Raw genomic sequence first — 22,429 nt, forward strand, 5'->3', positions numbered from 1 at the left:
GGATGCTCGATACCCCGAACGGCGTTGCGCAATACCAGGGAATTACCCGGACGCGGCGGGTGTTCGGGAATGGCGATTGTAAGGACCGGGGGTTTTTCCCGGACTGACGCGGGGCGGGCCGCGCGCTTACCCACCGGACTCAAGTGAGTGTCCGGGGAATCCGATGTCGGCCGAAGCACGATGAACTATTACCACAATATCGAAGGCGAACAGATCAGCCCGATGGTCTTGCCGGCGATCTCGATCGGCGGCGACGCGCTGTTCGCGCTGCGGCAGACCACGGTTTCGGGCACACATGCCCTAGCGAACCTGCGGGTCGATTACCGCCCGAGCGAAGATGGTCGGCGGACGATCGCACAGGACGGCCATAGCGGGCCGGGAATCTATGCGTGCTTCTGGGATCGGCAGCTGTTCTACGTCGGCACCTTCGCCGGCAACGACCGGCCGACCAACGGCAACGTCGCCCGTGAGCGCTGGACCAAGCATATCGCCGGGATGACATTTCGCGGCCACAACGTGACGATCGGCGAACGCGCGCTCGCGCAGATCGCACGCGGTGCACCGTCCGCGCTTGGCACGTTGCTGCTCGACGCGGATCGGGCGCGGATTTCGAAGACTGCGGGCGCGCTCCAGACGCACTACGCCAAGTTCCGGTTCGCAGACCGGCTATGGGACGATTTCTCGGTGCTCGACACCGACATGCTGACGCGGTTCGCGTTCGTGTTCATGCGGCCGTCGCTGCACGGTCGGCTCGCGGGCATGGATAAGGCGGCGCTCGATCCGCATCTTCGCGCCATGGAGCGGGGAATCGTCACGCTGCTCGATCCGCCCTGCAACGGGGCGTCGCCCAATGGCGATGGGACGCCTGGGCCCGGCATGGCAGACACCGCGCAAACGATGCGGCAGGTGATGGATGCGCATCTTGCCGCAGTTCAGGGCGACCACCCCGATTATCAATTGAAGCCACGCCGCACGCGCAAGATGTAACGCGCATCGACAGGCGAGACCGCTGTCGCCTTGTGGGATAGAGGCTAAGGACCCCTCGATCGTGGGCAGCCGCTTGGATTGTACGCGCGGCCTTAGCCCTGTAGGCTTACCGGACAACGGCGCCGCTGCGCGCCGATGGGCGGCCATCGACACGGGCGGAACATGGACTCCTCGGGCCTCGAAGCCGTTTTCCTCGCTAATCGCGACACGCTGCTGCGGTTCATCCGCTCGCTCGGCGCGCGCGATGCGGAGGACGTGCTGCACGAGGTGTGGGTCCGGATCCAGTCGGCGCCGACCGGGCCGATCGCGTCGCCACTGTCGTATCTGTTCCGGATGGCCAACAACCTGATGCTCGATCGCCATCGCGCAGTTCGGCAGGCGGAGAAGCGCGATCGCGAATGGACCGAGGCGACCGGCGGCGCCTCGCTCGACCAATCCGAGGCGCCGTCCGCCGAACGCGTGGTGATCGCGCGCGAACAGGCCATGCTCGCGGAGGCGGCGTTGCAGTCCGTCGGCGACCGGGCTGCGCGGATCTTCAGGCGTCACCGGATCGACGGTGTCGAGCAGCGTGTGGTCGCAGCGGAGTTCGGTGTCAGCCTCAGCACCGTCGAAGCCGACCTGCGCAAGGCGTATCGTGCGATCACCGATGCAAAGCGACGCTATGACGAGGGCTGAGGCATCAAGGGCGCACGCGATCGACTCCGTCTTCGGCTATAGGAGGCCATGATGGCGGATCAGGACGATATCGACGCGCACGCGCTGGACTGGGTGGTCCGGACCGGCAGCGATGCGTTTGACGACTGGCCGGCGTTCATGGCCTGGCTGGAAGCGGACCCGCGTCACGCCGCTGCCTATCATGCGATGACGGCGGATATCGAGGATATGGCCGCATTCGTGCCGGCTCAGCCGGCTCAGCCCGCTGCACCGGTCGTCGCTGCGATGCCGAAGCGGCGCTGGCCGGTCTGGGCCGGCGGCGCGCTCGCCGCCTCGCTGGCGCTCTTCGTCGGGTATCAGGCGACCGAGACGGGCGGGCACCCCTATGCGGTCGAGACCAATGCGGGGGCCATGCGTACGGTGCAACTCGCCGACGGCAGCAGCATCGCGATGGGCGGTGCGACGCGACTGATGCTCGACCGCGACGACCCGCGGGTCGCGACGCTCGAACGGGGCGAGGCGATGTTCATGGTCCGGCACGACGCGAGCGATCCGTTCGAGGTGAGCGTCGGCGGCGCGCGGCTGGTCGACGTCGGCACCGCGTTCGACGTGAAGCTCGCACGGGGCGAGACGCGCGTCGCGGTGTCGGAGGGGGCTGTCGACTACAATCCCGGGCGCGACGCGATCAGGCTGGTGAAGGGGCAGCGACTGCATGTCCGCGACGGCCACGCGACCGTGACGGCGGTCGACGTGGCGAGCGTCGGATCGTGGCGCGACAGCGTGCTGGCCTATGAAGGCGCGACGCTGGCGGAGGTCGCGGACGATCTGTCGCGTGCACTCGGCGTCGATCTTCGCGCCGATCCGACGGTGGCGAATCGTCCGTTCAGTGGCAGCATCGCGACCGCCAAGCTGGCGGGCGATCCCCGGCTGGCCGCGCCGCTGCTGGGGGTGGCGATCCGTCAGACCGGCGGTCACTGGGTGATGTCCGCGCGCTCGTGACGATGCGCGGATGTCTGGTCGTCGCGGCGCTCGCCGTCGCCGTTCCGGCGCAGGCCGGGCGCGCGATGCTCGACCTGCCGGCAGGCCGGCTCGGCGACGCGGTACTGGCGCTCGGGCGGCAATCGGGAACGAGCATCGTCGTCGGCGACCAGCGGCTTTGGGCGCGGCGCGTACCGGCGGTACGTGGACGGATGAGCACGCGCGAGGCACTCGACCGGCTTGCGGCCGCGGCAAAAGCGGAAGTCGTCATGGCAGGCCCGGTCGGGTGGCGGCTCGTAGCGCGCGCGCCGCGTGTCGACGCGGTCAGGGTGCGGCGACCCAGGCCCGTTCCTGCCACCGCGCCGGTTGCGCAAGGTGCGGACATCGTCGTCACCGGCAGCAAGCGCGACGTGGCGCTGCGCGACTTTGCCGGGCAGGTGGCGTTGCTCGACGGCGTCGATCTCGCGCTTGGCGGGGCGGGGGGGACCGAGGCAATCCTCGCGCGGCTGGCGAGCGTGTCGTCGACGCATCTGGGGGCCGGACGCAACAAGCTGTTCATCCGCGGGATTGCCGATTCGAGCTTCACCGGGCCGACGCAGACGACGGTCGGACAATATTTCGGCGATCTGCGGCTGAACTACAACGCGCCAGATCCGGACCTGCGGCTGTACGATATCGCCTCGGTCGAGGTGCTCGAAGGGCCGCAGGGGACGCTGTACGGCGCAGGCTCGCTCGGCGGGATCATCCGCACCGTGCCGAACGCGCCCGAGATGGGCGCGGTGTCGGCGTCGATCGCGGGGGGGCTGTCGGCGACATGGCATGGCGATCCGGGTGCCGATCTCGGCGCGACGCTGAACCTGCCGCTGGGCGAGCGGGTGACGCTGCGCGTGGTCGGCTACGGGGTCAGCGAGGGCGGCTATATCGACAATCCAGCGCTCGCGCGGCGCAATGTTAACCGGACGCGGATCGGGGGCGGTCGCGCCGCGCTGCGGCTCGACGCGGGGAATGGCTGGAGCGTCGATCTCGGCGCGATCGGGCAGTGGACCAAGGGCGACGACAGCCAATATGCCGACCGCGATGCACCGAGCCTCGGCCGGGGCGCGCTGACTCGGTCGAGCGCGATCGTGCAGGGATTCTCGGCGGACTATGCGATGGGGCAGGCGGTCGTGTCGGGCGCGATCGGCGGGGTAAGGGTCAAATCCTCGACCGGGATCGTCGGGCAGGCGCTGACCGAACGCTATGACGCGACGATGCCCGGGGGCGATGCGCGGGTATTCGCGCAGCGCAACGCAACCACGCTGATCGCCAACGAGACGCGGGCTTGGCGGCCGATGCGGCACGGCTTCGGCTGGGTGGTGGGCGGCAGCTTCACGCACAACCGGACGCGGCTGTCGCGCTCGCTGGGCCCGATCGATTCACCCGCGCCGGTGACGGGCGTCACCAACAGCATCGACGAAGCGACGTTGTACGGCGAGGGCAGCGTGCAGCTTGTCCGCGGGCTGACCGCGACGGCGGGCGCGCGCGTCACGCGCGCATCGCTGGCGGGGACCGGCGAGGACATCGCCCCCGCGCGGCTGGAGTCGGTCGCGGTGGCGCGTGCGCGCGTGACGGCGGACCGGATCGAGACGAGCGTGCTCCCGACCGCCTCGCTGATCGCGGCGGTGCTGCCCAAGGTGTCGCTCTACGGGCGGTATCAGCAGGGGTTCCGGCCGGGCGGGCTGGCGATCGAAAGCGATTTCGTACGACGGTTCGAGAATGATCGCGTCGCGACGCTTGAAAGCGGCGTGCGCTATGGTTTGGCGGGTGCCGATACCGCCTATCTGTCGGCGAGCGTCTCGCACACGGTCTGGAAGGATATCCAGGCGGATTTCATCGATGCGACCGGCCTGCCGAGCACCGCGAACATCGGCGACGGGCGGATCTGGACGTTCAGCGCGTCGGGCGGGTGGAAGCCGGTGGCCGGGCTGACGCTCGACGCGGGCTTCACCTACAATGACAGCCGCGTGACCGAGCCGAGCGCGGCGCTTTTCGTGGCGCTCGCGCGGATGAGCCAGGTGCCGAACATCGCGCGCTATGCCGGGCGGCTTGGCGCGGATTACCGGCGCGAGATCGGCAGGGATCTGGAACTGCGCGTGTACGGCTGGGCGCGCTATGTCGGGCGGTCGCGGCTGGGCGTCGGCCCGGTGCTCGGCGAGGAGCAGGGGGATTATCTCGACACCGCGCTGACCGCGCGGGTCGGGCGGCCGTCGCTGGGGGTGACGCTCGGCATCACGAACCTGACGGACAGCGTTGGCAACCGGTTCGCGCTGGGGACCCCGTTCCAGCTGGGGAACGGGCAGATCACGCCGCAGCGTCCACGCACGATCCGCATCGGCCTGGATGCTGCGTTCTAGCGTTCAGCGCTGCGATCGTCCCCCGCCAGGGTCAGGTGGATCGCGCAGCGAGACGGAGGGGGAGGACACGCAACCCAGGTGGCGCATGCCCCCCCCTCCGTCTGGCAAGCGCCAGCCACCTCCCCCTTGCGGGGGAGGATTAGGTCAGGCGTTCGCCAGCGCGCGCTGGTCGGCGGGGAGCAGTGCGAGGGCGGTCTTGTAGCAGTCGTCGACGTGCGAGTTGCCGACGAGCTTCATCGCACCGAAGCTGATCGTCGCGGCCACTGCCGAGCCCGCGAACGGGATGAACTTCGCCATCGATCCGACCGCGATGCGCGCACCCATGCGGCGGAGCAGTGCGACGACGATGCGCTTGGTAACCATGCGGCCGATCATCGTGTTGCCCAGGCTCGACGCCATCACCAGCGCCTGCTGCGCGAATTGTGGCTCGAGCTTTTGCACCTGCTCGTGATCGAGCCCGAAGCGCTTGCTGATTTCCGGCAGCAGCTTGGTGAGCAGGCCGATGTCCGCGACGATGTCCGCCCCCGGGATCGGCACGACCGCAGCCCCCGCCGACACCATCGCGCGCGAGGTGACGAGCGTCTTGCTCTCGTCGCGGATGCGGTCGAGTTCGGCGATGGTGGTGATCATGGCGGTATAAATCCCTGAAGCTGTCCGGCCGACAACGCGCCGCCGCGATCCTGGTGCCGTGGGATAATGCGGCGGGCTCCAAGGCTGGCCGCGCACGCCTCCGTCCTCTTTTCGAAAACACATCGAAAAGGGTTCCGTATGCGTCGTCTCACGCTGACCACCACCTGCCTGTTCGCGATCCCCGCGTCGCTGCACGCGCAGACCGTGATCGATACCAAGCGGACCGACGCGGTGCGCACGTCGACGATCAAGGCGGGCGCCCCCGACAACCTGAAGATCGTCGCGGCGGGGTCGGTGACGCCGACCAGCGGCACGGCGGTAACGATCGACAGCGTCAATTCGATCGCCAACGAAGGCACGATCCAGGTGACCAACGCCGACGGATCGACCGGCATCCTGGCCAATGCCGGCACCGGCGGCGGCATCACCAACGCGGCGGCGGGCAAGATCATTATCGACGAGAGCTATGTCGCGACCGACACCGACAAGGACGGCGACCTTGACGGGCCGTTCGCGGCGGGCACCGGGCGGACCGGGATCCGCACCGCGGGCGCCTATACCGGCGCGATCGTCAACAGCGGCGCGATCACGGTGAAGGGCAATGACTCCGCGGGGATCTGGCTGGGCGGCCCGCTGACCGGCGCGTTCACGCATGACGGACAGACTTCGGTCACCGGCGACCGGTCGACCGGCGTACGGATCGTGGACGTCACCGGCAACGTCCGGCTGGCAGGCACAATCGCGGCGATCGGGCAGAATGCCGTCGCCGCGCGAGTCGATGGCGACATTGCGGGCGCGCTGGTGGTGCAGGGCGCGCTCGGGTCGACCGGCTATCGCTATGTGACGCCGCCCGCCGACCCGTCCAAGCTCGACGCGGACGATCTGTTGCAGGGCGGATCCGCACTGGTCGTCGCGGGCAACGTGTCGGGCGGGATCATCTTCGCGGTGCCGCCCAAGGATGCGAGCACGACCGATACGGACGAGGACAAGGACGGGCTGCTCGACAGCACCGAGGGTTCCGCGGCGATCACGTCGTACGGCGCGGCGCCGGCGGTGCAGATCGGTTCGGCGACGCGCGCGGTCGCGATCGGCGCGGTGGCGGGAACGGGCACCGGGTTCGGCCTGATCGTCGACGGCGGCATCGCGGGAAGCGGCGTCTATGGCGGCATCGAGGGCAATGGCCTGGCGATCGGCGGGCTTGGCGGAGCGGTGACGATCGCCGGCGGGATCGGCGTCAACGGCACCGTCGCGGCGACCGCGAACGGCGCGAGCGCGACCGCGCTGAAGCTGGGGCGCGGTGCAGCGACACCCGAGATCCGCAACGCCGGCACGATCTCCGCGGCAGGCGGCGGCACGACCGCGTCGGTATCCACCGCGGTGCTGGTCGACAGCGGCGCGTCGGTCGGCGCGATCCGCAACAGCGGCACGATCAAGGCGACCGCGCAGGCCGCCGACGGCACCGCGATCGGCATCATCGACCGGTCGGGCACGGTGGCCCTGGTCGAGAATAGCGGCGCGATCGGCGCGTCGGGGGCACTCGCCACCTCCGAGCGCAACGTCGCGATCGACCTGTCGGCGACCACGACCGGGACGATCGTCCGCCAGACCGCGGTCGCCACCGGGATCGCCGCACCGGCCATCGTCGGCGACGTCCGCTTCGGCAGCGGCAACGATGTGTTCGAGGTCGCCGACGGCACCGTCGCGGGCACCGCGCGGTTCGGCAGCGGCACCAACCGACTGGTGCTGTCGGGCGATGCGACCTTCACCGGCGGGACGGTGTTCGGCGCGGGCAACGATACGCTCGCGCTGGCCGGCACGTCGGTCTTCAGCGGCGCGGCGGATTTCGGCGGCGGCAGCGATACGCTGACGCTGGGCGGCACGTCGCGCTTTTCGGGGACGCTGGCGAACGCCGGCGGGCTGGCGGTCGCGGTCACTGGCGGGACGCTCGACATCACCAGGGCGGCGTCGATCGCGTCGCTGTCGGTCGGCGGCGGCGGGATTCTGGCGGTGACGCTCGACAAGACCGGCGGCACGGGCACGATGATCCAGGTCGCCGGCACCGCGGCGTTCGACAAGGATTCGAAGCTCGCGCTGAAGCTGACCAGCGTGGTCGACGCGGAAGGCCGCTACGTCGCGCTGAAGGCGGGGACGCTGACCGGCGCCGCGAACCTGACCGCGACCACGACATTGCTGCCGTTCCTGTACAAGGGCAGCATCGCGACGGGCACCGGCAACGACCTGGCCGTCGACGTCGCGCGCAAATCGGCGACCGAACTCGGGTTCAACCGGTCGCAGGCATCGGCCTATGATGCGGTGTACAAGGCGCTGGGCAACGACGCGAAGGTCGGCGGTGCATTCCTGAACATCACCGATGGCGACGCATTCCGGGGCTCCGTCCGCCAGATGCTGCCCGACCATGCCGGCGGCACGTTCGAGGCAGTGACGATGGGCTCGCGCGCGACCGCCCGCGTGCTCGCCGACCCGCACGGGCCGTTCAAGGACGAGGGCAGCTGGGGCTATTGGGTGACTCAGGTCGCGTGGGGCACGTCGAAGAGCGTCGCCGACACCGCGGGCTACGACATCAGCGGCTGGGGCGTTTCGGCAGGCGCCGAGTACAAGACCGGGGTGGGCAATTTCGGCACGTCGCTCGCCTATCTCAACGGGCAGGACGCGGACGATGGCACCGACAACGAAGTCCGCTCGGGCCAGTATGAACTGGCCGGATATTGGCGCGGGCACTGGGGCGACCTGCAGGCGAATGCGCGCGTTTCGGGCGCGAAGATCACGTTCGACGGCACGCGCCGCTTCACCGGCGCGATCGGCAGCGAAGTCGTCGACCGGACATCGCGCGGCGACTGGAACGGGACGCTCTACTCGGCGTCGAGCGGCGTCTCGTGGGACGGAGGCAAGGGCATCTTCGTGTTCCGGCCGGTGCTCGCGATCGACTATTACAAGCTGAAGGAGGATGGCTATCGCGAGAGCGGCGGCGGCAAGGCGATCGACCTGGTCGTCCAGTCGCGGACCAGCGACGAGCTGGCGGTGACCGCAAGCACCGCGCTGGGGCTGAACTTCGGCGGCACGAGCCCGGACGAGGGCTGGTTCCGCGTCGAGGCCGAGGGTGGCCGGCGCGAGCTGGTCGGCGGCGGGCTGGGGGCGACCAGCGCGTCGTTCGAGGGCGGGCAGTCGTTCATACTGACGCCCGAGGAGCGGACGAGCGGCTGGGTCGGCAAGCTACGCGCGGTCGGCGGTGGGTCCGCGTTCCGGATGGGCGGCGAGTTCGGGGCCGAGCAGCAACAGGGCCGCGTCGCGCTGTCGCTGCGCGCGAGCCTGCAGATCGGGCTGTAGAGCTCGCATGCCGCAATCCTCCCCCGCCAGGGGGAGGTGGCAGGCGCTAGCCTGACGGAGGGGGAGGCACGCGCCGCCTGTGTTCCGTGTCCGCCCCCTCCGACGCGACCTCCCCCTGACGGAGGAGGATTCTCGGCGTCAGGTCCGCGCCTGCCAACCGCCGCCGAGCGCGCGGAACAGGTCGACCTGCGCGCCCGCGATCCGTGCGTCCGCGGCGGCCAGCTCGGTGTCCGCATCCGCCAGCGTGCGTTCGGCGTCGAGGACGTCGAGGAAGTCGATCTGGCCCTCACGCTGGCGCGCGCGGGTGATGCGCGCGGCGGTGGCGGCGTTGTCGTGCGCGGATTGCAGTTGCGTGCGGCGATCGAGTTCGCGCGCGTAGTTGGACAGCGCGGTCTCGGTTTCCTCGAGCGCGGTCAGCACGCTGCCGTCGAAATTGGCGAGCGCGCCGCGCGTGTCGGCCTCGGCGCCAGCGATGCGTGCGCGCGCGGCGGACTGGTTGACCGACCAGTTGAGCAACGGGCCGAGCAGCCAGCGGATCGGGCCGCCGGTGAACACGTCGCCGACGCTGAGTGCGGTCGAGCCGATCGAGCCGCCGAGCGCAATCTGCGGATAGAGCGCGGCGGTCTGGACGCCGATCCGCGCAGTGGCGGCGGCGAGGCGGCGTTCGGCGGCGTGGACGTCGGGGCGACGCGCCAGCAGGCTCGCGCCGTCGCCGATCGGGATCGGCCGGTCGAGCCGCGGCGTGGTGGTGCGCGCGCCGGCGCTGGCGGGCAGATCCTGCGGGGTACGGCCGGTGAGCGTGGCGAGGCGGAAGAGTGCTGCCTGACGCTCGGCCGCGATCTGCGGGATATTCGCGGCGCGCTGATCGCGCAGCGCGGCGATGCGAACCTGATCGAGTCGCGCGGCGCGACCTGCGTCGACCCGCTTGCCGGTCAGCGTGTTCGACTTGTCGAGCAGGTCGACGATCCGCCGGGCCACCGCGAGCCGTTCCGCGGACGAGGCGGCGTCGACATAGGCGCGCGTGGTGGCGGCGACGATCGAGACGCGCACCGCGTCGGCATCGGCCTGCGCCGCGCCGACGTCGCCGCGCGCGGCCTCAACGTTGCGGCGGACGCGGCCAGCGAGATCGACCTCGTAGCTGACATCGAGCCCGACATCGTAGGTGGCGCGCTCGCGGTCGAAGCCGGGCAGGTTCTGGAGTTGCGAGGTGCGCGCGTAATTGCCGCTCGCGCCGGCGTTCACCTGCGGTTCGCGGTCGGTCTTGGCGCCGCGCAGCGACGCGCGGGCGCTGTCGAGGCGGGCGACGGCGACGCGCAGGTCGGTGTTCGCCGCGAGCGCGTCGGCGACGAGGCCGTCGAGGACGGGGTCACGGTACATCCGCCACCAGTCATTGTCGGGCGCCGTCGTGACGGTTGCCGTGTTGGCGGTGACGAACGATGCCGCCGCCTTGGGCGGGGTGATCGGCGCGACATAGTCGGGGCCGGCGGCGCACGCGGCGAGCGTCAGCGCCGAGAGGCTCGCGAGAAGCAGGGACTTCATGATGCTGGTCCTATTCGGCTGGCTGAAGGGTCGCGGCGGGGGCAGGGCGGCGGCGTTCGAACCGCTTCGCCAGGCCGCGCGCGACGACATAGAAAGTGGGGGTGAAGAGCAGCCCGAACCCGGTCACGCCGATCATCCCGAAAAACACCGCGGTGCCGAGCGCCTGGCGCAGTTCGGCGCCCGCCCCGTCGGCGATCACCAGCGGCACCGCGCCGAGGATGAACGCGAAGCTCGTCATCAGGATCGGCCGCAACCGGTCCTTCGCCGCGCGCACCGCCGCCTCGACCGGGGACAGGCCATCCTGTTCCTCGGCCTGCTTGGCGAACTCCACGACCAGGATCGCGTTCTTGGCGGCCAGCGCGATCAGCACGACCAGCCCGATCTGCGTGAGCACGTTGTTGTCCATGCCGCGCAGGTTCACCCCGGTCATCGCCGCGAGCAGGCACATCGGCACGATCAGGATGATCGCGAGCGGTAGCGTCAGGCTCTCATATTGCGCGGCGAGTACGAGGAAGACGAACAGCACCGCCATCCCGAAGACCAGCGCAGCGGTGCTGCCGGCCGCCTTTTGCTGATACGCGATGCCGGTCCACTCATGCGCATAGCCCGCGGGCAGCGACGCATCGGCGAGCTTTTCCATCGCGACCAGCGACTGGCCCGAGGAATAGCCCTTGGCGGTGTCGCCATCGACCTCGACCGCGGGGAAGAGGTTGTAACGGACGACGCGGTACGGGCCGGTCTTGTCGCGGAACGTCGAGACCGAGCCGACCGGGACCATTTGACCCGAGTTGGAGCGCGTCTTGAGGTTGGCGATGTCCGCGGTGGTGTTGCGGAACGGTGCGTCGGCCTGCGCGGTGACGCGGTAGGTGCGCCCTAGCAGGTTGAAGTCGTTGACGAACGCCGAGCCGAGATAGACCTGCAACGCCTCGAACACGCGCTCGGGGGGGACGCCGAGGAGGTTGGCCTTGGCGCGGTCGACATCGGCGAAGATGCGCGGCGTGGCGGTGTCGAAGAAGGTGTAGACCTGCGCGAGGCCCTTGGTCTGGTTCGCCTTGCCGATCAGGTCGTAGCTCGTCTTGCCGAGCTCGCCATAGCCGTGGCCGCCCTGGTCCTGCACCATCAGGCGATAGCCGCCGGCCGAGCCGATGCCCTGGATCAAGGGCGGCGGGACGATCAGCAGGCGCGCTTCGGTGATGTCACCGGTCGCCTTCTGCGATTCGGCCATGATGCTGGCGAGCGTGACGCCGAGCTTCTTGCGCTCGGCAAAGCTCTTGAGCGGGATGTAGGCGGCGGCCGAGTTGGGGGCGAGCGTCTGCGACGGGCCGTCAAACCCTGCGAGCATGACCGCGCCCTTGACGCCGGCGAGCGGCAGGATGCGTTTGGCGACCTTCTGCATCACTGCGTCGGTACGCTCGACCGACGAGCCGGGCGGCAGCTGGATGACGGTCAGGAAATAGCCCTGGTCTTGCGCGGGGACGAAGCCCGACGGGGTGACCATGAACACGCCGACCGTGACCGCGATCAGCGCGGCATAGGCGATCATCATCCGGCGCGGCGCGGCGACGAGGCGCGCGGTGAGGCGGGCATAGCCCTCGCTCATCCGCTCGAACCCGCGGTTGAACGCGTCGCCCGCGCGGCGGCCGGCGCGGGTCAGGCGGTTGCCCGAGCCTGCGGGCGCGGTGGGCTTGAGCAGCATCGCGGCGAGTGCCGGCGACAGCGTCAGCGAGATGAGCAGCGAGATGATCGTCGCGGTCGAGATCGTCACCGCGAACTGGCGGTAGAACGCGCCCGACAGCCCGGTGAGGAACACCGTCGGGATGAACACCGCGCACAGCACGAGCACGATCGCGACGAGCGCACCCGACACCTCGTCCATCGAAGTGCGCGCGGCCTCCAGTGGCGAGAGCCCGTGTTCGAGGTTGCGCTCGACATTCTCGACCACGACGATCGCGTCGTCGACGACGATCCCGATCGCGAGGACGAGGCCGAACAGCGACAGGTTGTTGAGGCTGTAGCCGAACGCGGCGAGCACCGCGAACGTGCCGATCAGCGAGACCGGGATCGCCACGATCGGGATGATCGCCGCGCGCCATTTTTGCAGGAAGACGAGGATGACGAGCACGACGAGGATCATCGCCTCGAACAACGTATGCTTCACCGCGTCGATCGACTGCGCGATGAATTCGGTCGGGTTGTAGATGACTTTGTATTCGAGGCCCTTGGGAAAGCGCTTCGACATGCTTTCCATTTCGGCGGTGACGGCTTGTGCGGCGCCGAGCGCGTTCGAGCCGGGACGCTGGAAGACCGCGGCGATGACCGTCGGCTTGCCGCTGAGATAGGTGTTGGCGCCGTAATCCTGCGCGCCGAGCTCGACGCGCGCGACGTCGGAGACGCGGACCTGGCGGCCTTGCGCATCGGTGCGGATGACGACGTCGGCGAACTGCGTGGGATCGGTCAGGCGGCCCTGCGTCTCGACGTTGAGCTGGAACGCGCTGTTGCCCTTGTCATAGGGCGGCTGGCCGAGCGTGCCCGCGGCGACCTGGACGTTCTGTGCGCGCAAGGCTGCGACGATCTCGCCAGCGGTGAGGTCGAGCGCGGCGGCGCGGCCGGGGTCGATCCAGACGCGCATCGAATAATCGCGTGCGCCGAACAGCTGCACGTCGCCGACGCCGTCGATCCGGCTGAGGCGGTCGCGGACCTGAGTCAGCGCGTAGTTGGAGATGTAGCCGCGATCGAGCGAGTTATCGGGCGAGACGAGGTTCACGACCATCAGGAAGTCGGGCGAGGTTTTCCGCGTGACGACGCCCAATCGCTGCACGTCCTCGGGCAGCCGCGGGACCGCGACCGCGACGCGGTTCTGGACGAGCACCTGCGCGGCATCGAGGTCGGTGCCGATCTTGAAGGTGACGGTGATCGTCACCTTGCCGTCGCCGGTCGACTGCGACGACTGGTAGAGCATGTTGTCGACGCCGTTGATCTCCTGCTCGATCGGCGCGGCGACGGTTTCGGCGACCGTCTCGGCCGACGCGCCCGGATAGGTCGCGCTGACGGTGACGGTGGGGGGGACGATGTCGGGATATTGCGACACCGGCAGCGACATATAGGCGATCGCGCCGACGATCGTGATGATCACCGCGATCACGCCCGCAAAGATCGGCCGGGTGATGAAGAAGCGCGAGAAGCGCATGGTTTGTGTCCTCGAAGAAGAGCGACGCGCGCGCCACAACACCACCCCGGCGCAGGCCGGGGCCCAATTGGGCGAACCGCAGTGATTAGGTCGAAACGCTATCCCATTTGGGCCCCGGCCTTCGCCGGGGTGGACGGCTATTTCGCGAGCGTGGCTTCACCCGAGATGGGCTGGACCGAGGCCGGCGCAGCCGCCCCGGTCGCGACCGCGATCCGTCCCGCCTTGGGCGCGACCGTGGCACCCGGCATCGCCATCTGCGTACCCTGGATGATGACCCGGTCGTTCGGCCCGATCCCCGAGCGGACGATCCTGAGGCCATCGACCACCGGCCCGAGCTCGACTGGCTTCTGGCTCACGACGTTCTTCGCATCTACCGTCAGCAGGACTTTGCGAGCCTGATCGGTCTGCACCGCGTCGTCCGGCACCAGCAACGCCTGCCGCGTGCCCGCACTCGCAAGGCGCATGTTGCCGAACATCCCCGGCGTCAGGAAATAGCCGGGGTTGGCGAGCACCGCGCGGCCGCGGATCGTGCCCGAGCGCTGGTCGAGCCCGTTGTCGGTAAAGTCGAGTTTCCCCTTCCAGCGATGCTCGGTCTCGTCCTGCAGCTGGATCTCGACCGCCGCGGGGGTCGCGCCGGGATGCCGCGCGCGCTGCGTCTTGAGGTACAGCGCCTCCGACCCGTCGAAGGTGAAGTAGATCGGGTCGAGCGCGTTTATCGTCGTCAGCACGGTGCCGCCGGTGCCTTCGCCGCCCGCGACCTGGTTGCCCGCGTCGACGCGGCGATCGGAGATGCGCCCGCCGATCGGTGCGCGCACCTGCGTGAAGCCGACGTCGAGCGCGCGGGCGCGTTCGCGCGCCTGCGCGGCGGCGAGCACGGCGGTGGCGGCCTCGAGCTTGCCTCGCAGCGCGTCGACCTCGCCCGCCGACACCGCTTCGTCCGCGACCAGCCGTTGCGCGCGACCCAGGTCGGTGCGCGCCAGCGACAGCGCACTCTTCGCGCTCGCAACGTTGGCGTGCGCTTCGGCCAGCGCGGCGGCGAACGGGCGCGAGTCGATCGTGAAGAGCAGCTGGCCCTTGCGGACGATATCGCCGTCGTGGAAGTGGACGCCGGTGACTTCGCCCGCCACGCGCGGCCGGATCTCGACGCTGCGGCTCGGCGCGAACCGGCCGACATAATCGTCCCACTCGCTCACCTGTCGCACGAGCGGCGCGGCGACAGTGACCGAGGGGGGCGGGGGGGCTGCCATCGCCGCATCGGGATGGTCGAACAGCTTCACACCGACCGCGCCGAGCAGCGCAACGGGCACGAGCACCATCGCGCCGCGCTGCCAGGCGGGCCGTCGATGCCGGCCGGCGGGCGGCGTCGCGACGACATCGGCGTCGTTCGCAGCCGTGATCGGGGTCAGCGTGTTCACGCTGCGATGCTCCGCTTCTGCTGCGCACCGACGCGCATCCCGGTCACGCTTTCGACCAGCGTCTCGATCTGCGCCTCGACGAAGCCGGCGGCGAGGAAGCCCTGGATTTCACCCATCGGCAGCGCGAACCCGCGGCGCCAGGCATAGACCGCCATCCGCCGCAGCGCCTCGAGCCGCGGGTCGGCGAGCCTTGATGCGGTGCTGAGCCCGAACAGGCTGCCCATCGCGCGCGACATGCGGCTGGGGCCGGCAAGGCTGCGCAGCGTGTCGCGCTTGGCGAGCGCGATCACGCTCCATTCCAGTGGCGAGAAGCCGGTCGGGGCGGGGGCCGCTACCGTCTGCGCGCGGCTGGTCACGGGCGCGGCGAACATGTTGTCGAGGTCGAGATAAGCCATGGGATTTTCCCCCTTTTTGATCGTGGGCAAGCGCTGGCCTTCGTCGGTGGACGGTCCACCGACGGCAGCTGGTCGCAAGACGTGCGCAGTCGTTGCCGGCACATCGTGATGCCGCGTCTGCCCGCCTGGAATGTTCGAGAATTCGGTCGGCCGAAGCCGGTCTAGGTTGTAACCGTGGTCATGGGTTGCTGTCCCCGGTTGCCCCATCCGCAGTAGGACAGAGCTTCAGTACCAATCGGTATATAAACCTGGGGTTCATCTCGTCAACAGACTTTTGTACCGCCCGGTAATTTTTCCGCGGCGCGGTAGCATGCGTGGCTATTTGGTCGGCCACATCAGCATGCTGGTCTCGACGAGCTGCTTGAGTTCGGCGCCGGTCGCACCCGAGCCGCCCTGGATCGACAGCCCCTGCATGATCGCGAACAGATAGCGCATCAGCGCATGCGACTCGAGACCGTCGGGGAATTCGCCCGCCGCCTTGGCTTCGTCGAACCGTTTCATCAGCGCGGCCTCGGACGAGGCGCGACGCTTGGCGACCTCGGCCTTGATCGGCTCGGCTTCCGCGCTGCACGCGACGCTGCTGATGACGCTGAGGCAGCCCTTGGGATCGCACGTGCTGGTCTGCATCTGCAGCGCGCCGCACAGCAGATTTTCCGCTACGGCACGCGCGGTCGGGGCATCGAGCGCGGAGGTCATGTAGGCGAGCTTCTCGCGCTCGTAGAGGTCGAGCGCCTTGTGGAACAGCGCCTCCTTGTTGCCGAACGCCGCATAGAGACTGGGCTTCGTGATCCCCATCTCCGCGGTCAGTTCGGCCATCGACGCACCTTCGTAGCCGTTGCGCCAGAACACGCGCAGCGCACCCGCCAGCGCCACGTCGAGATCGAACTCGCGGGGACGGCCCTTGGGGGCGGTGAGCGTGCAAACCCTATTCATACCGGTCGGTATATAGGGATGCGTGGCGAAAGGTCCAGCAAGTAGAGCGTGTTGATCTTGGCCGGATCGACCCGATCGGCGCAGCTATGCGCCCAGTTGGGACTGCGCGTGGAAGATCGCCGGAAGCAGGTCGCGCCGCGCGGTGTCCAGCGCGGATCGCAGCCTGGTGACGAGCATCGCCTGGTCCTCGCTGCTATTGTCCATCAACCGCAGCGAATCCTCGGTGGTGTCCATCCGGCGCTGCAGATCGGACAGGCTGCGAAGCAGCTCGATATCGCCAAGCCGGAGCCCGTGCTTGGCGAGCAGGAGAAGTTCGTTCGCGCTGGCCAGGCTCCGGCGGATCGCGCGCGAATGCTCGAGTTCGTGGCGCGCGGAGATCGTTCCCGAGACATCCGACAGCAAGGTACGCGGCGGCACCGAAATGGCATCGCGAAGATGCTCCAGTGCCCCCACCATGATCTGCCGGTCGTGCCGCGTGTCCTCGACCCGGCGACGCTGTTCGAGCCAGAAGCTGCCGATCACCGCCAGCCCGGGACCGATCGCCGCGCCGGTGATCGAGCCGATGAATTCGAGCACCGCGCCCGCATCGGCGGCGGTGCGGATCGCCAGATGCGTCGCCACGCCCAGCAGATAGATGATCACCACGGTGGTCGCGACGAAGATCACGGTCGGCAGATTGGCCGCGATCCATCCGAGTGAGATCGGGGATTTCCCGCGTGCGGGAGTCATGATGCGCGGTTAGCGACCAACCGCGACATAGCGGAACCCCAGCGCGTCGAGATCGGCCCGCTCATAGACGTTTCGCAGATCGATCATCACCGGCGCGGTCAGCAGATCCTTGAGGCGCAGCAGATCGAGGGCGCGGAACGCGTCCCATTCGGTGACGAGCACGACCGCGTCGGCGCCTTCGGCCGCCTCATAGGCGTCGCCGCAATAGACCAGATCGGGCATCATCGCCTTTGCCGCGTCCATCCCCTCGGGATCGAACGCGCGCACCGTGACGCCCGCATCGGCGAGCGCGGTGGCGATCGCCAGGCTGGGTGCGTCGCGCATGTCGTCGGTATTCGGCTTGAACGTCAAGCCGAGCAGCGCGACGGTCTTGCCCCGCGGATGATCGCCGAGCGCGCTGATGACCTTGCGGCCCATCGCGCGCTTGCGGCTGTCGTTCACCTTCACGACCGCCTCGACGATGTGCACCGGCGACTGATAATCCTCCGCGGTCTTGAGCAGCGCCAGCGTATCCTTGGGGAAGCACGAGCCGCCATAGCCCGGCCCCGCATGCAGGAATTTCTTGCCGATCCGGTTGTCGAGACCGATCCCGCGCGACACGTCGCGGACGTCCGCGCCGACCGCTTCGCACAGATCGGCGATCTCGTTGATGAAGGTGATCTTGGTCGCGAGGAACGCGTTCGCCGCATATTTGATCAGCTCCGACGTGCGGCGGCTGGTAAACAGGATCGGCGATTCACCGAGATACAGCGGCCGGTATACGTCGCGCATCACCTGCTGCGCGCGCTCGTCGTCGGTGCCGATGACGATCCGATCGGGGCGTTTGAAATCGCCGATCGCGGCGCCTTCGCGTAGGAACTCGGGGTTGGAGACGACCGCGACGTCGATGTCCGGCCGGATCTCGCGCAGGATCGCCTCGACGCGGTCGCCGGTGCCGACGGGCACGGTCGATTTGGTGACGACCACCGTCGGCCCGGTTATCGCGGCGGCGATTTCCTCGGTCGCGGCAAAGACATAGCGCAGATCGGCATGGCCGTCGCCGCGTCGCGACGGCGTGCCTACGGCGATGAAGATCGCATCCGCGCCGGCGACCGCGCTGGTGAGATCGGTGGTGAAGGTCAGCCGGCCTGCCGCGACGTTCGACGCCACGAGCTGGTCGAGACCGGGCTCGAAGATCGGCATGCGGCCGGCGTGAAGCGCATCGATCTTCGCCTGGTCGAGATCGACGCAGCAGACGTCGTGGCCGAAATCGGAGAAGCATGCGCCCGAGACGAGTCCGACATAGCCCGCCCCTATCATGGTAATACGCATATCGATGGTCCCCGAAAGCCGCTCTAAAGCCGATAGCCCTATTGAGATAAACCCGGGGGCATGCAAGCGACGGCCCGGCGAGTTGTAAGAATTCGGGTCGGTGCGAGGCGATGTCGCGGCGCTCGCCCCGATCGGCACTGGAGTGAGAATGACGCGATACCTGATCACCGGCGCCGCGGGCTTTGTCGGCTTCCATCTGGCGTCGCGGTTGCTGCAGGACGGCCATGACGTCGTCGGATTCGATGGGATGACCGCGTATTACGATGTCCGGCTGAAGGACGCGCGGGTCGATCTGCTTCGCCGACATCCGACGTTCACGCTTGTCACGGGGATGCTCGAGGACCGCGACGCGCTGGCCGCCGCCGCCGATCGCGCGACGCCCGACGTGATCGTCCATCTCGCCGCGCAGGCCGGCGTGCGCTATTCGATCGAGGCGCCGCGGACCTATGTCGACAGCAACCTGATCGGCTCGTGGAACGTGCTCGACATCGCCAGGGCGGTCGGTTGCAAGCATCTGCTGATGGCATCGACGTCGTCGGTCTACGGCGCCAACGAGAGCATGCCGTTTCGCGAACTCGATCGCGCCGACGAACCGCTCAGCCTGTACGCCGCGACCAAGAAGGCGATGGAGGCGATGGCGTTCAGCCAGTCGCACCTCTTCGGCCTGCCGATGACGATGTTCCGGTTCTTCACCGTCTATGGGCCGTGGGGGCGGCCCGATATGGCGCTGTTCAAGTTCACCGACGCGATCCTGAACGGGCGGCCGATCGACGTGTACGGGCAGGGGGAGATGGCGCGCGACTTCACCTATGTCGAGGATCTGGTCGAGGCGATCGTGCGGCTGGCAGGCGTGATCCCGGCCAAGAGCAACCGCGTCGCGGCGGTCGACACGCTGTCGAAGGTGGCGCCGTTCCGCGTCGTCAACATCGCGGGCGGCACACCGACGCCGTTGATGGAGTTCATCGAGACGATCGAGGCGTCGCTGGGACGCAAGGCGCACCGCAATATGATGGCGATGCAGCCCGGCGACGTGCCGCGGACCTATGCCGACCCGTCGTTGCTGCGTGCGCTGACGGGCTATACGCCGACGACGCCGGTACAGGACGGGGTCGCCGCGTTTGTAAGCTGGTATCGGGCGTATCATGCCTAACTCCCGGCCGGGCGATCGCGCCGTGCGCCGCGATCTGCCCCGGCGAACCCGCTAACCCTCCCGGACAAAAGTGCGTAGGCAGGCGGCCCGCAGCACCCGGCCGTCGTGCGCCTATGCTGAACCCGTATCGGAAAGCCTTGCATGCGAGACATCTCAGCCACTGCCGAGGCAGGCGGGGCGCCCCCGACCATGGCATGGCGTACCCTGATCATCATCGCCGTCGCCGTGGCAACGCGGCTCGTCACGGTCGGCAATCCCATCCTCTACACCGATGAGGAATTCTACTTCGCGGCAGGGCGGGCCATGACCAACGGCGCCTTGCCGTTCGTCGACCTATGGGATCGCAAGCCGATCGGCTTGTTCCTCATCTACGCGGTCCCCGCGGCGTTGCCGGGGGCGTGGGGCATCTGGCTGTATCAGGCCATGGCGCTCGCCAGCGCCGCCGCCACGGCGCTGATCATAACGCGACTGGCCGACGCCGCCGGCTGGGCGCGCGGCAGTATGCTGTCGGCGGTCGCCTATCTTGCCTGGATCACCGTCGCGGGTGGCCAAGGTGGCCAGTCACCCGTCTTCTACAATCTGGCGATGGCGTTCGCCGCGCTGCTGATCGTCGACCGCGGCAGCGCCACGATGCGGCGTGGGGCGATGGCGATGCTGCTCGTCGGCGTTGCGATCCAGATCAAATACACGGCCGCGCTGGAGGGCGTCGTCTTCGGACTGTGGCTGATGTTCGGCGATTGGGTCAAAGGACGAAAGATTGGCCGCGTGATCGGTCGTGGCATCATGCTGGCCGGCATCGCCCTTCTGCCCACGATCGGCGCGATGGCCGCATATGCATGGGTGGGTGAATTCCCCGCCTTCGTGTTTGCAAATTTTGAATCGATCTTCGCCCGCAACGGCGATCCGCGCCATGAGCAGCTCGCCAACCTTGCCAAGGCGACCGCGATCCTCCTGCCGTTGCTCGCAATGGCGGCGGGCGCGCGCGGGGTGGCGACCGAGCGGGTCACGGGGGCGCGGAGTTTCCTGACAGGATGGTTGCTGGCTGCGCTGCTGGCGTTCGCGATGCTGCCGCCCTGGACCGATCACTACACGCTTCCCGTCATGCTCCCAGCCGCAGTCATGGCCGCCGGGTGGCTCAGTCGTCCCCGTGGACGCGGCATCGGGATCGCGCTGATCGCGATTGCCGCGCTCGCTGGCCAAGCGTCGTTGGTGATCGACCGCCAACGGCGCGGCACGCCTGCCCAGTTCGCGGCTCTGGTCCGCGCCATCGGCCGCGGCCCGGGGTGCCTTTACGTCTATTCGTCATCGAGCATGCTGTACCCGGCGACTGGGCGGTGCGCGGTTTCGCGCTATGTTTTCCCCAGTCACCTGACGCGTGATCGCGAAACCGGCGCGATCGGTGTCGACCAGATGGCCGAGCTGCGCAGGATATTCGCCAAAGCGCCGGCCGTCGTCGTGATGGGGCCGCCCTATGCGGGCGAGCGCACCGATATCCGCGCGGCGGCGCGCGCGATTGTTGCGCGCGAATATCGTGTGGCTGCTCGGATGCCGTTGGGGCGCAAGCGGATCGACGTCTATCGACGCCGAGTCCTCGCCCCTGACGACGGCGCAATCACGCGGTTCGATTGACGGTGGGGCGTGCCGCCTTGCGACCATGCAACCAATGGCGCCGGCACCGGTTGAAACCGGCGTCACCTTTTTTCCCGTACAGGAGCGAGCGCATGGCAGACGACATCAAGACCGCGATGGATCAGGGCGCGGAGCAGGCGAAAGCTGCAACCGATCAGATGCGCGCGGGCGCCGATAAGGCCCGAGACGCGTTTTCGGAAAAGGTCGTCGAACCGGCCAAGCGCGCCGGCGAGGCGATGAAGGAATCGGGCGGCAAGATCGCCGAGGGTGGCGCGACGATCGGCAAGGCGATGATCGACCAGGCCGAGCAGAACACGCGCGAGGCATTCGCGGCGATGCGCGAGGCGGCGGGCGCGAAGGACCTGACGCAGGTCATGAAAATCCAGGGCGATTATTTACGCGAACAGAGCCAGCGCAGCATGAGCCAGGCCCGCGAGATTGGCGAACTGATCATGAAATTCGGCAAGGATGCGGTCGCGCCGCTGCGCGGCGATGGCACGCGGTGATCGAGGGTAACCGGCAACCAGTCGCCTGACTGCGAACCGGCCTAGCGGCAATCTCCGGTGGAGCGGCGTACGGACGAGCAAGAACGCCGCCGCTCCGATGGGACGACGGAGACGTTGTCGTTAGGCCTTGATGTTTTTATCCGATGATGTTGCGTCGAACGGCGCAACGCGCGATTGCGCCCATTCGTAATGGACGAGTGGAATATGGATCGGGCCGTTCCCCTATCGCGCGCCACGCGGACGAGCGTGATGCTCAAGGCCGATCTGTTCCGGCTCGATCGGACCGACGCCGATAGTCACCGGGTCACCAATATTTCCGAGACCGGACTCTGCATCGTCCAGCCGGACGGGCTGGCGGTGGGCAGCGTGGTCGTCGTGGCGATCGGCCAGGTCCAGTCTGCCGCGGCCGACGTGGTATGGGTGCGGGGCGGACTCGCGGGATTGAAGTTTCACAAGGCGATCGACGTTGCGCGCGCGCGACTGCGCCGCGGTGCCGGCGACACGGTCACGCCGCCGGCGGCGGGCTGGCTCGCCGCGTTGAACGATCCCTACGCGCGCTAGACGTCCAGGCGATGGCCGGGCGATGGCCGGGCGATGGGGCCGGGCGATGGGGCCGGGCGATGGGGCCGGGCGATGGGGCCGGGCGAT

The 22,429-nt window shown here is 68.6% G+C and carries 18 protein-coding genes; 10 read left to right on the forward strand and 8 right to left on the reverse strand.

The genetic code is table 11. The features are described from left to right. Window positions 1–180: 180 nt before the first annotated feature. The 4 genes from ASE88_RS11290 to ASE88_RS11305 all read left to right on the forward strand — a co-directional run bounded on the left by ASE88_RS11290 (window position 181) and on the right by ASE88_RS11305 (window position 5,012). Window positions 181–987, forward strand: coding sequence for a hypothetical protein (locus ASE88_RS11290; RefSeq protein WP_056478158.1), 807 nt, complete (start codon window positions 181–183; stop codon window positions 985–987). A 162-nt stretch (window positions 988–1,149) separates the two neighbouring features. Next, complete coding sequence (locus ASE88_RS11295; RefSeq protein ID WP_056478160.1) at window positions 1,150–1,662, forward strand: RNA polymerase sigma factor; 513 nt, start codon at window positions 1,150–1,152, stop codon at window positions 1,660–1,662. A gap of 51 nt (window positions 1,663–1,713) precedes the next feature. Then, window positions 1,714–2,640 (forward strand): FecR family protein, encoded by a 927-nt coding sequence (locus ASE88_RS11300; protein WP_162233416.1) that lies wholly within the window; start codon window positions 1,714–1,716, stop codon window positions 2,638–2,640. 2 nt (window positions 2,641–2,642) lie between these two features. Next, the gene (locus ASE88_RS11305; protein ID WP_056478164.1) at window positions 2,643–5,012 is read left to right on the forward strand and encodes a TonB-dependent receptor; all 2,370 of its coding nucleotides are present in this window, start codon (window positions 2,643–2,645) and stop codon (window positions 5,010–5,012) included. 144 nt (window positions 5,013–5,156) lie between these two features. Here ASE88_RS11305 and ASE88_RS11310 read toward each other — a convergent pair whose 3' ends face one another. Further along, window positions 5,157–5,642 carry a hypothetical protein gene (locus ASE88_RS11310; RefSeq protein WP_055873085.1) on the reverse strand — a complete coding sequence of 162 codons (486 nt, stop codon included), beginning with the start codon at window positions 5,640–5,642 and terminating at the stop codon, window positions 5,157–5,159. A 138-nt stretch (window positions 5,643–5,780) separates the two neighbouring features. On the opposite strand from ASE88_RS11310, the gene ASE88_RS11315 reads away from it, so the two are divergent. After that, window positions 5,781–8,987: an autotransporter outer membrane beta-barrel domain-containing protein gene (locus ASE88_RS11315; RefSeq protein ID WP_056478166.1), complete on the forward strand. Its 3,207-nt coding sequence runs from the start codon at window positions 5,781–5,783 to the stop codon at window positions 8,985–8,987. 138 nt (window positions 8,988–9,125) lie between these two features. On the opposite strand, the gene ASE88_RS11320 is transcribed toward ASE88_RS11315, so the two are convergent. Beyond that, window positions 9,126–10,526 carry an efflux transporter outer membrane subunit gene (locus ASE88_RS11320; protein WP_200910204.1) on the reverse strand — a complete coding sequence of 467 codons (1,401 nt, stop codon included), beginning with the start codon at window positions 10,524–10,526 and terminating at the stop codon, window positions 9,126–9,128. A 10-nt stretch (window positions 10,527–10,536) separates the two neighbouring features. Beyond that, window positions 10,537–13,713 (reverse strand): efflux RND transporter permease subunit, encoded by a 3,177-nt coding sequence (locus ASE88_RS11325; RefSeq protein WP_056478168.1) that lies wholly within the window; start codon window positions 13,711–13,713, stop codon window positions 10,537–10,539. Between ASE88_RS11325 and ASE88_RS19530 the strand changes: the two genes are divergently transcribed. Then, entirely contained in the window at window positions 13,652–13,798 is a 147-nt protein-coding gene (locus tag ASE88_RS19530) for a hypothetical protein (RefSeq protein WP_235527974.1), read from the forward strand. The two genes, ASE88_RS11325 and ASE88_RS19530, sit on opposite strands and share 62 nt — an antisense overlap. Before the next feature lie 52 nt (window positions 13,799–13,850). Here the strand turns inward: ASE88_RS19530 and ASE88_RS11330 are convergent, their stop codons facing one another. The 5 genes from ASE88_RS11330 to ASE88_RS11350 form a co-directional block, all read right to left on the reverse strand. Then, on the reverse strand, window positions 13,851–15,128 hold the full coding sequence (locus ASE88_RS11330) for an efflux RND transporter periplasmic adaptor subunit (RefSeq protein WP_056478170.1): 1,278 nt from the start codon (window positions 15,126–15,128) through the stop codon (window positions 13,851–13,853). Beyond that, on the reverse strand, window positions 15,125–15,523 hold the full coding sequence (locus tag ASE88_RS11335) for a hypothetical protein (RefSeq protein WP_056478171.1): 399 nt from the start codon (window positions 15,521–15,523) through the stop codon (window positions 15,125–15,127). The genes ASE88_RS11330 and ASE88_RS11335 overlap by 4 nt, the downstream gene beginning before the upstream one ends. Window positions 15,524–15,841: 318 nt before the next feature. Continuing rightward, on the reverse strand, window positions 15,842–16,456 hold the full coding sequence (locus ASE88_RS11340) for a TetR/AcrR family transcriptional regulator (RefSeq protein WP_056478173.1): 615 nt from the start codon (window positions 16,454–16,456) through the stop codon (window positions 15,842–15,844). Window positions 16,457–16,540: 84 nt separating this feature from the next. Next, on the reverse strand, window positions 16,541–17,185 hold the full coding sequence (locus tag ASE88_RS11345) for a hypothetical protein (RefSeq protein ID WP_056478175.1): 645 nt from the start codon (window positions 17,183–17,185) through the stop codon (window positions 16,541–16,543). A 9-nt stretch (window positions 17,186–17,194) separates the two neighbouring features. Further along, a complete protein-coding gene (locus tag ASE88_RS11350) occupies window positions 17,195–18,496 on the reverse strand; it encodes a UDP-glucose dehydrogenase family protein (protein ID WP_056478178.1) in 1,302 nt (433 codons plus the stop codon). A gap of 148 nt (window positions 18,497–18,644) precedes the next feature. Here ASE88_RS11350 and ASE88_RS11355 point away from each other — a divergent pair, with 148 nt between their 5' ends. From ASE88_RS11355 to ASE88_RS11370, 4 genes are all read left to right on the forward strand, one after another. After that, window positions 18,645–19,646, forward strand: coding sequence for an NAD-dependent epimerase/dehydratase family protein (locus ASE88_RS11355; protein ID WP_056478180.1), 1,002 nt, complete (start codon window positions 18,645–18,647; stop codon window positions 19,644–19,646). 189 nt (window positions 19,647–19,835) lie between these two features. Beyond that, window positions 19,836–21,275, forward strand: a complete 1,440-nt coding sequence (locus ASE88_RS11360; RefSeq protein ID WP_056478181.1) for a hypothetical protein — start codon at window positions 19,836–19,838, stop codon at window positions 21,273–21,275. 92 nt (window positions 21,276–21,367) lie between these two features. Next, window positions 21,368–21,781, forward strand: coding sequence for a phasin family protein (locus ASE88_RS11365; protein WP_056478183.1), 414 nt, complete (start codon window positions 21,368–21,370; stop codon window positions 21,779–21,781). A 204-nt stretch (window positions 21,782–21,985) separates the two neighbouring features. After that, window positions 21,986–22,342, forward strand: a complete 357-nt coding sequence (locus ASE88_RS11370; RefSeq protein WP_162233417.1) for a PilZ domain-containing protein — start codon at window positions 21,986–21,988, stop codon at window positions 22,340–22,342. Window positions 22,343–22,429 lie beyond the last annotated feature (87 nt).

Origin of the sequence: Sphingomonas sp. Leaf38 (genome assembly GCF_001421825.1) — a bacterium.
In the GTDB taxonomy this organism is placed as follows: Bacteria; Pseudomonadota; Alphaproteobacteria; order Sphingomonadales; family Sphingomonadaceae; genus Sphingomonas.

Excerpts from the sequence above, each read along its gene's own strand:
- ASE88_RS11290 (WP_056478158.1), top strand. The coding sequence starts at position 181 with ATGAACTATTACCACAATATCGAAGGCGAACAGATCAGCCCGATGGTC.
- ASE88_RS11295 (WP_056478160.1), top strand. The coding sequence starts at position 1,150 with ATGGACTCCTCGGGCCTCGAAGCCGTTTTCCTCGCTAATCGCGACACG.
- ASE88_RS11300 (WP_162233416.1), top strand. The coding sequence starts at position 1,714 with ATGGCGGATCAGGACGATATCGACGCGCACGCGCTGGACTGGGTGGTC.
- ASE88_RS11305 (WP_056478164.1), top strand. The coding sequence starts at position 2,643 with ATGCGCGGATGTCTGGTCGTCGCGGCGCTCGCCGTCGCCGTTCCGGCG.
- ASE88_RS11310 (WP_055873085.1), bottom strand. The coding sequence starts at position 5,642 with ATGATCACCACCATCGCCGAACTCGACCGCATCCGCGACGAGAGCAAG.
- ASE88_RS11315 (WP_056478166.1), top strand. The coding sequence starts at position 5,781 with ATGCGTCGTCTCACGCTGACCACCACCTGCCTGTTCGCGATCCCCGCG.
- ASE88_RS11320 (WP_200910204.1), bottom strand. The coding sequence starts at position 10,526 with ATGAAGTCCCTGCTTCTCGCGAGCCTCTCGGCGCTGACGCTCGCCGCG.
- ASE88_RS19530 (WP_235527974.1), top strand. The coding sequence starts at position 13,652 with ATGATCACCGCGATCACGCCCGCAAAGATCGGCCGGGTGATGAAGAAG.
- ASE88_RS11325 (WP_056478168.1), bottom strand. The coding sequence starts at position 13,713 with ATGCGCTTCTCGCGCTTCTTCATCACCCGGCCGATCTTTGCGGGCGTG.
- ASE88_RS11335 (WP_056478171.1), bottom strand. The coding sequence starts at position 15,523 with ATGGCTTATCTCGACCTCGACAACATGTTCGCCGCGCCCGTGACCAGC.
- ASE88_RS11340 (WP_056478173.1), bottom strand. The coding sequence starts at position 16,456 with ATGAATAGGGTTTGCACGCTCACCGCCCCCAAGGGCCGTCCCCGCGAG.
- ASE88_RS11345 (WP_056478175.1), bottom strand. The coding sequence starts at position 17,185 with ATGACTCCCGCACGCGGGAAATCCCCGATCTCACTCGGATGGATCGCG.
- ASE88_RS11350 (WP_056478178.1), bottom strand. The coding sequence starts at position 18,496 with ATGCGTATTACCATGATAGGGGCGGGCTATGTCGGACTCGTCTCGGGC.
- ASE88_RS11355 (WP_056478180.1), top strand. The coding sequence starts at position 18,645 with ATGACGCGATACCTGATCACCGGCGCCGCGGGCTTTGTCGGCTTCCAT.
- ASE88_RS11360 (WP_056478181.1), top strand. The coding sequence starts at position 19,836 with ATGGCATGGCGTACCCTGATCATCATCGCCGTCGCCGTGGCAACGCGG.
- ASE88_RS11365 (WP_056478183.1), top strand. The coding sequence starts at position 21,368 with ATGGCAGACGACATCAAGACCGCGATGGATCAGGGCGCGGAGCAGGCG.
- ASE88_RS11370 (WP_162233417.1), top strand. The coding sequence starts at position 21,986 with ATGGATCGGGCCGTTCCCCTATCGCGCGCCACGCGGACGAGCGTGATG.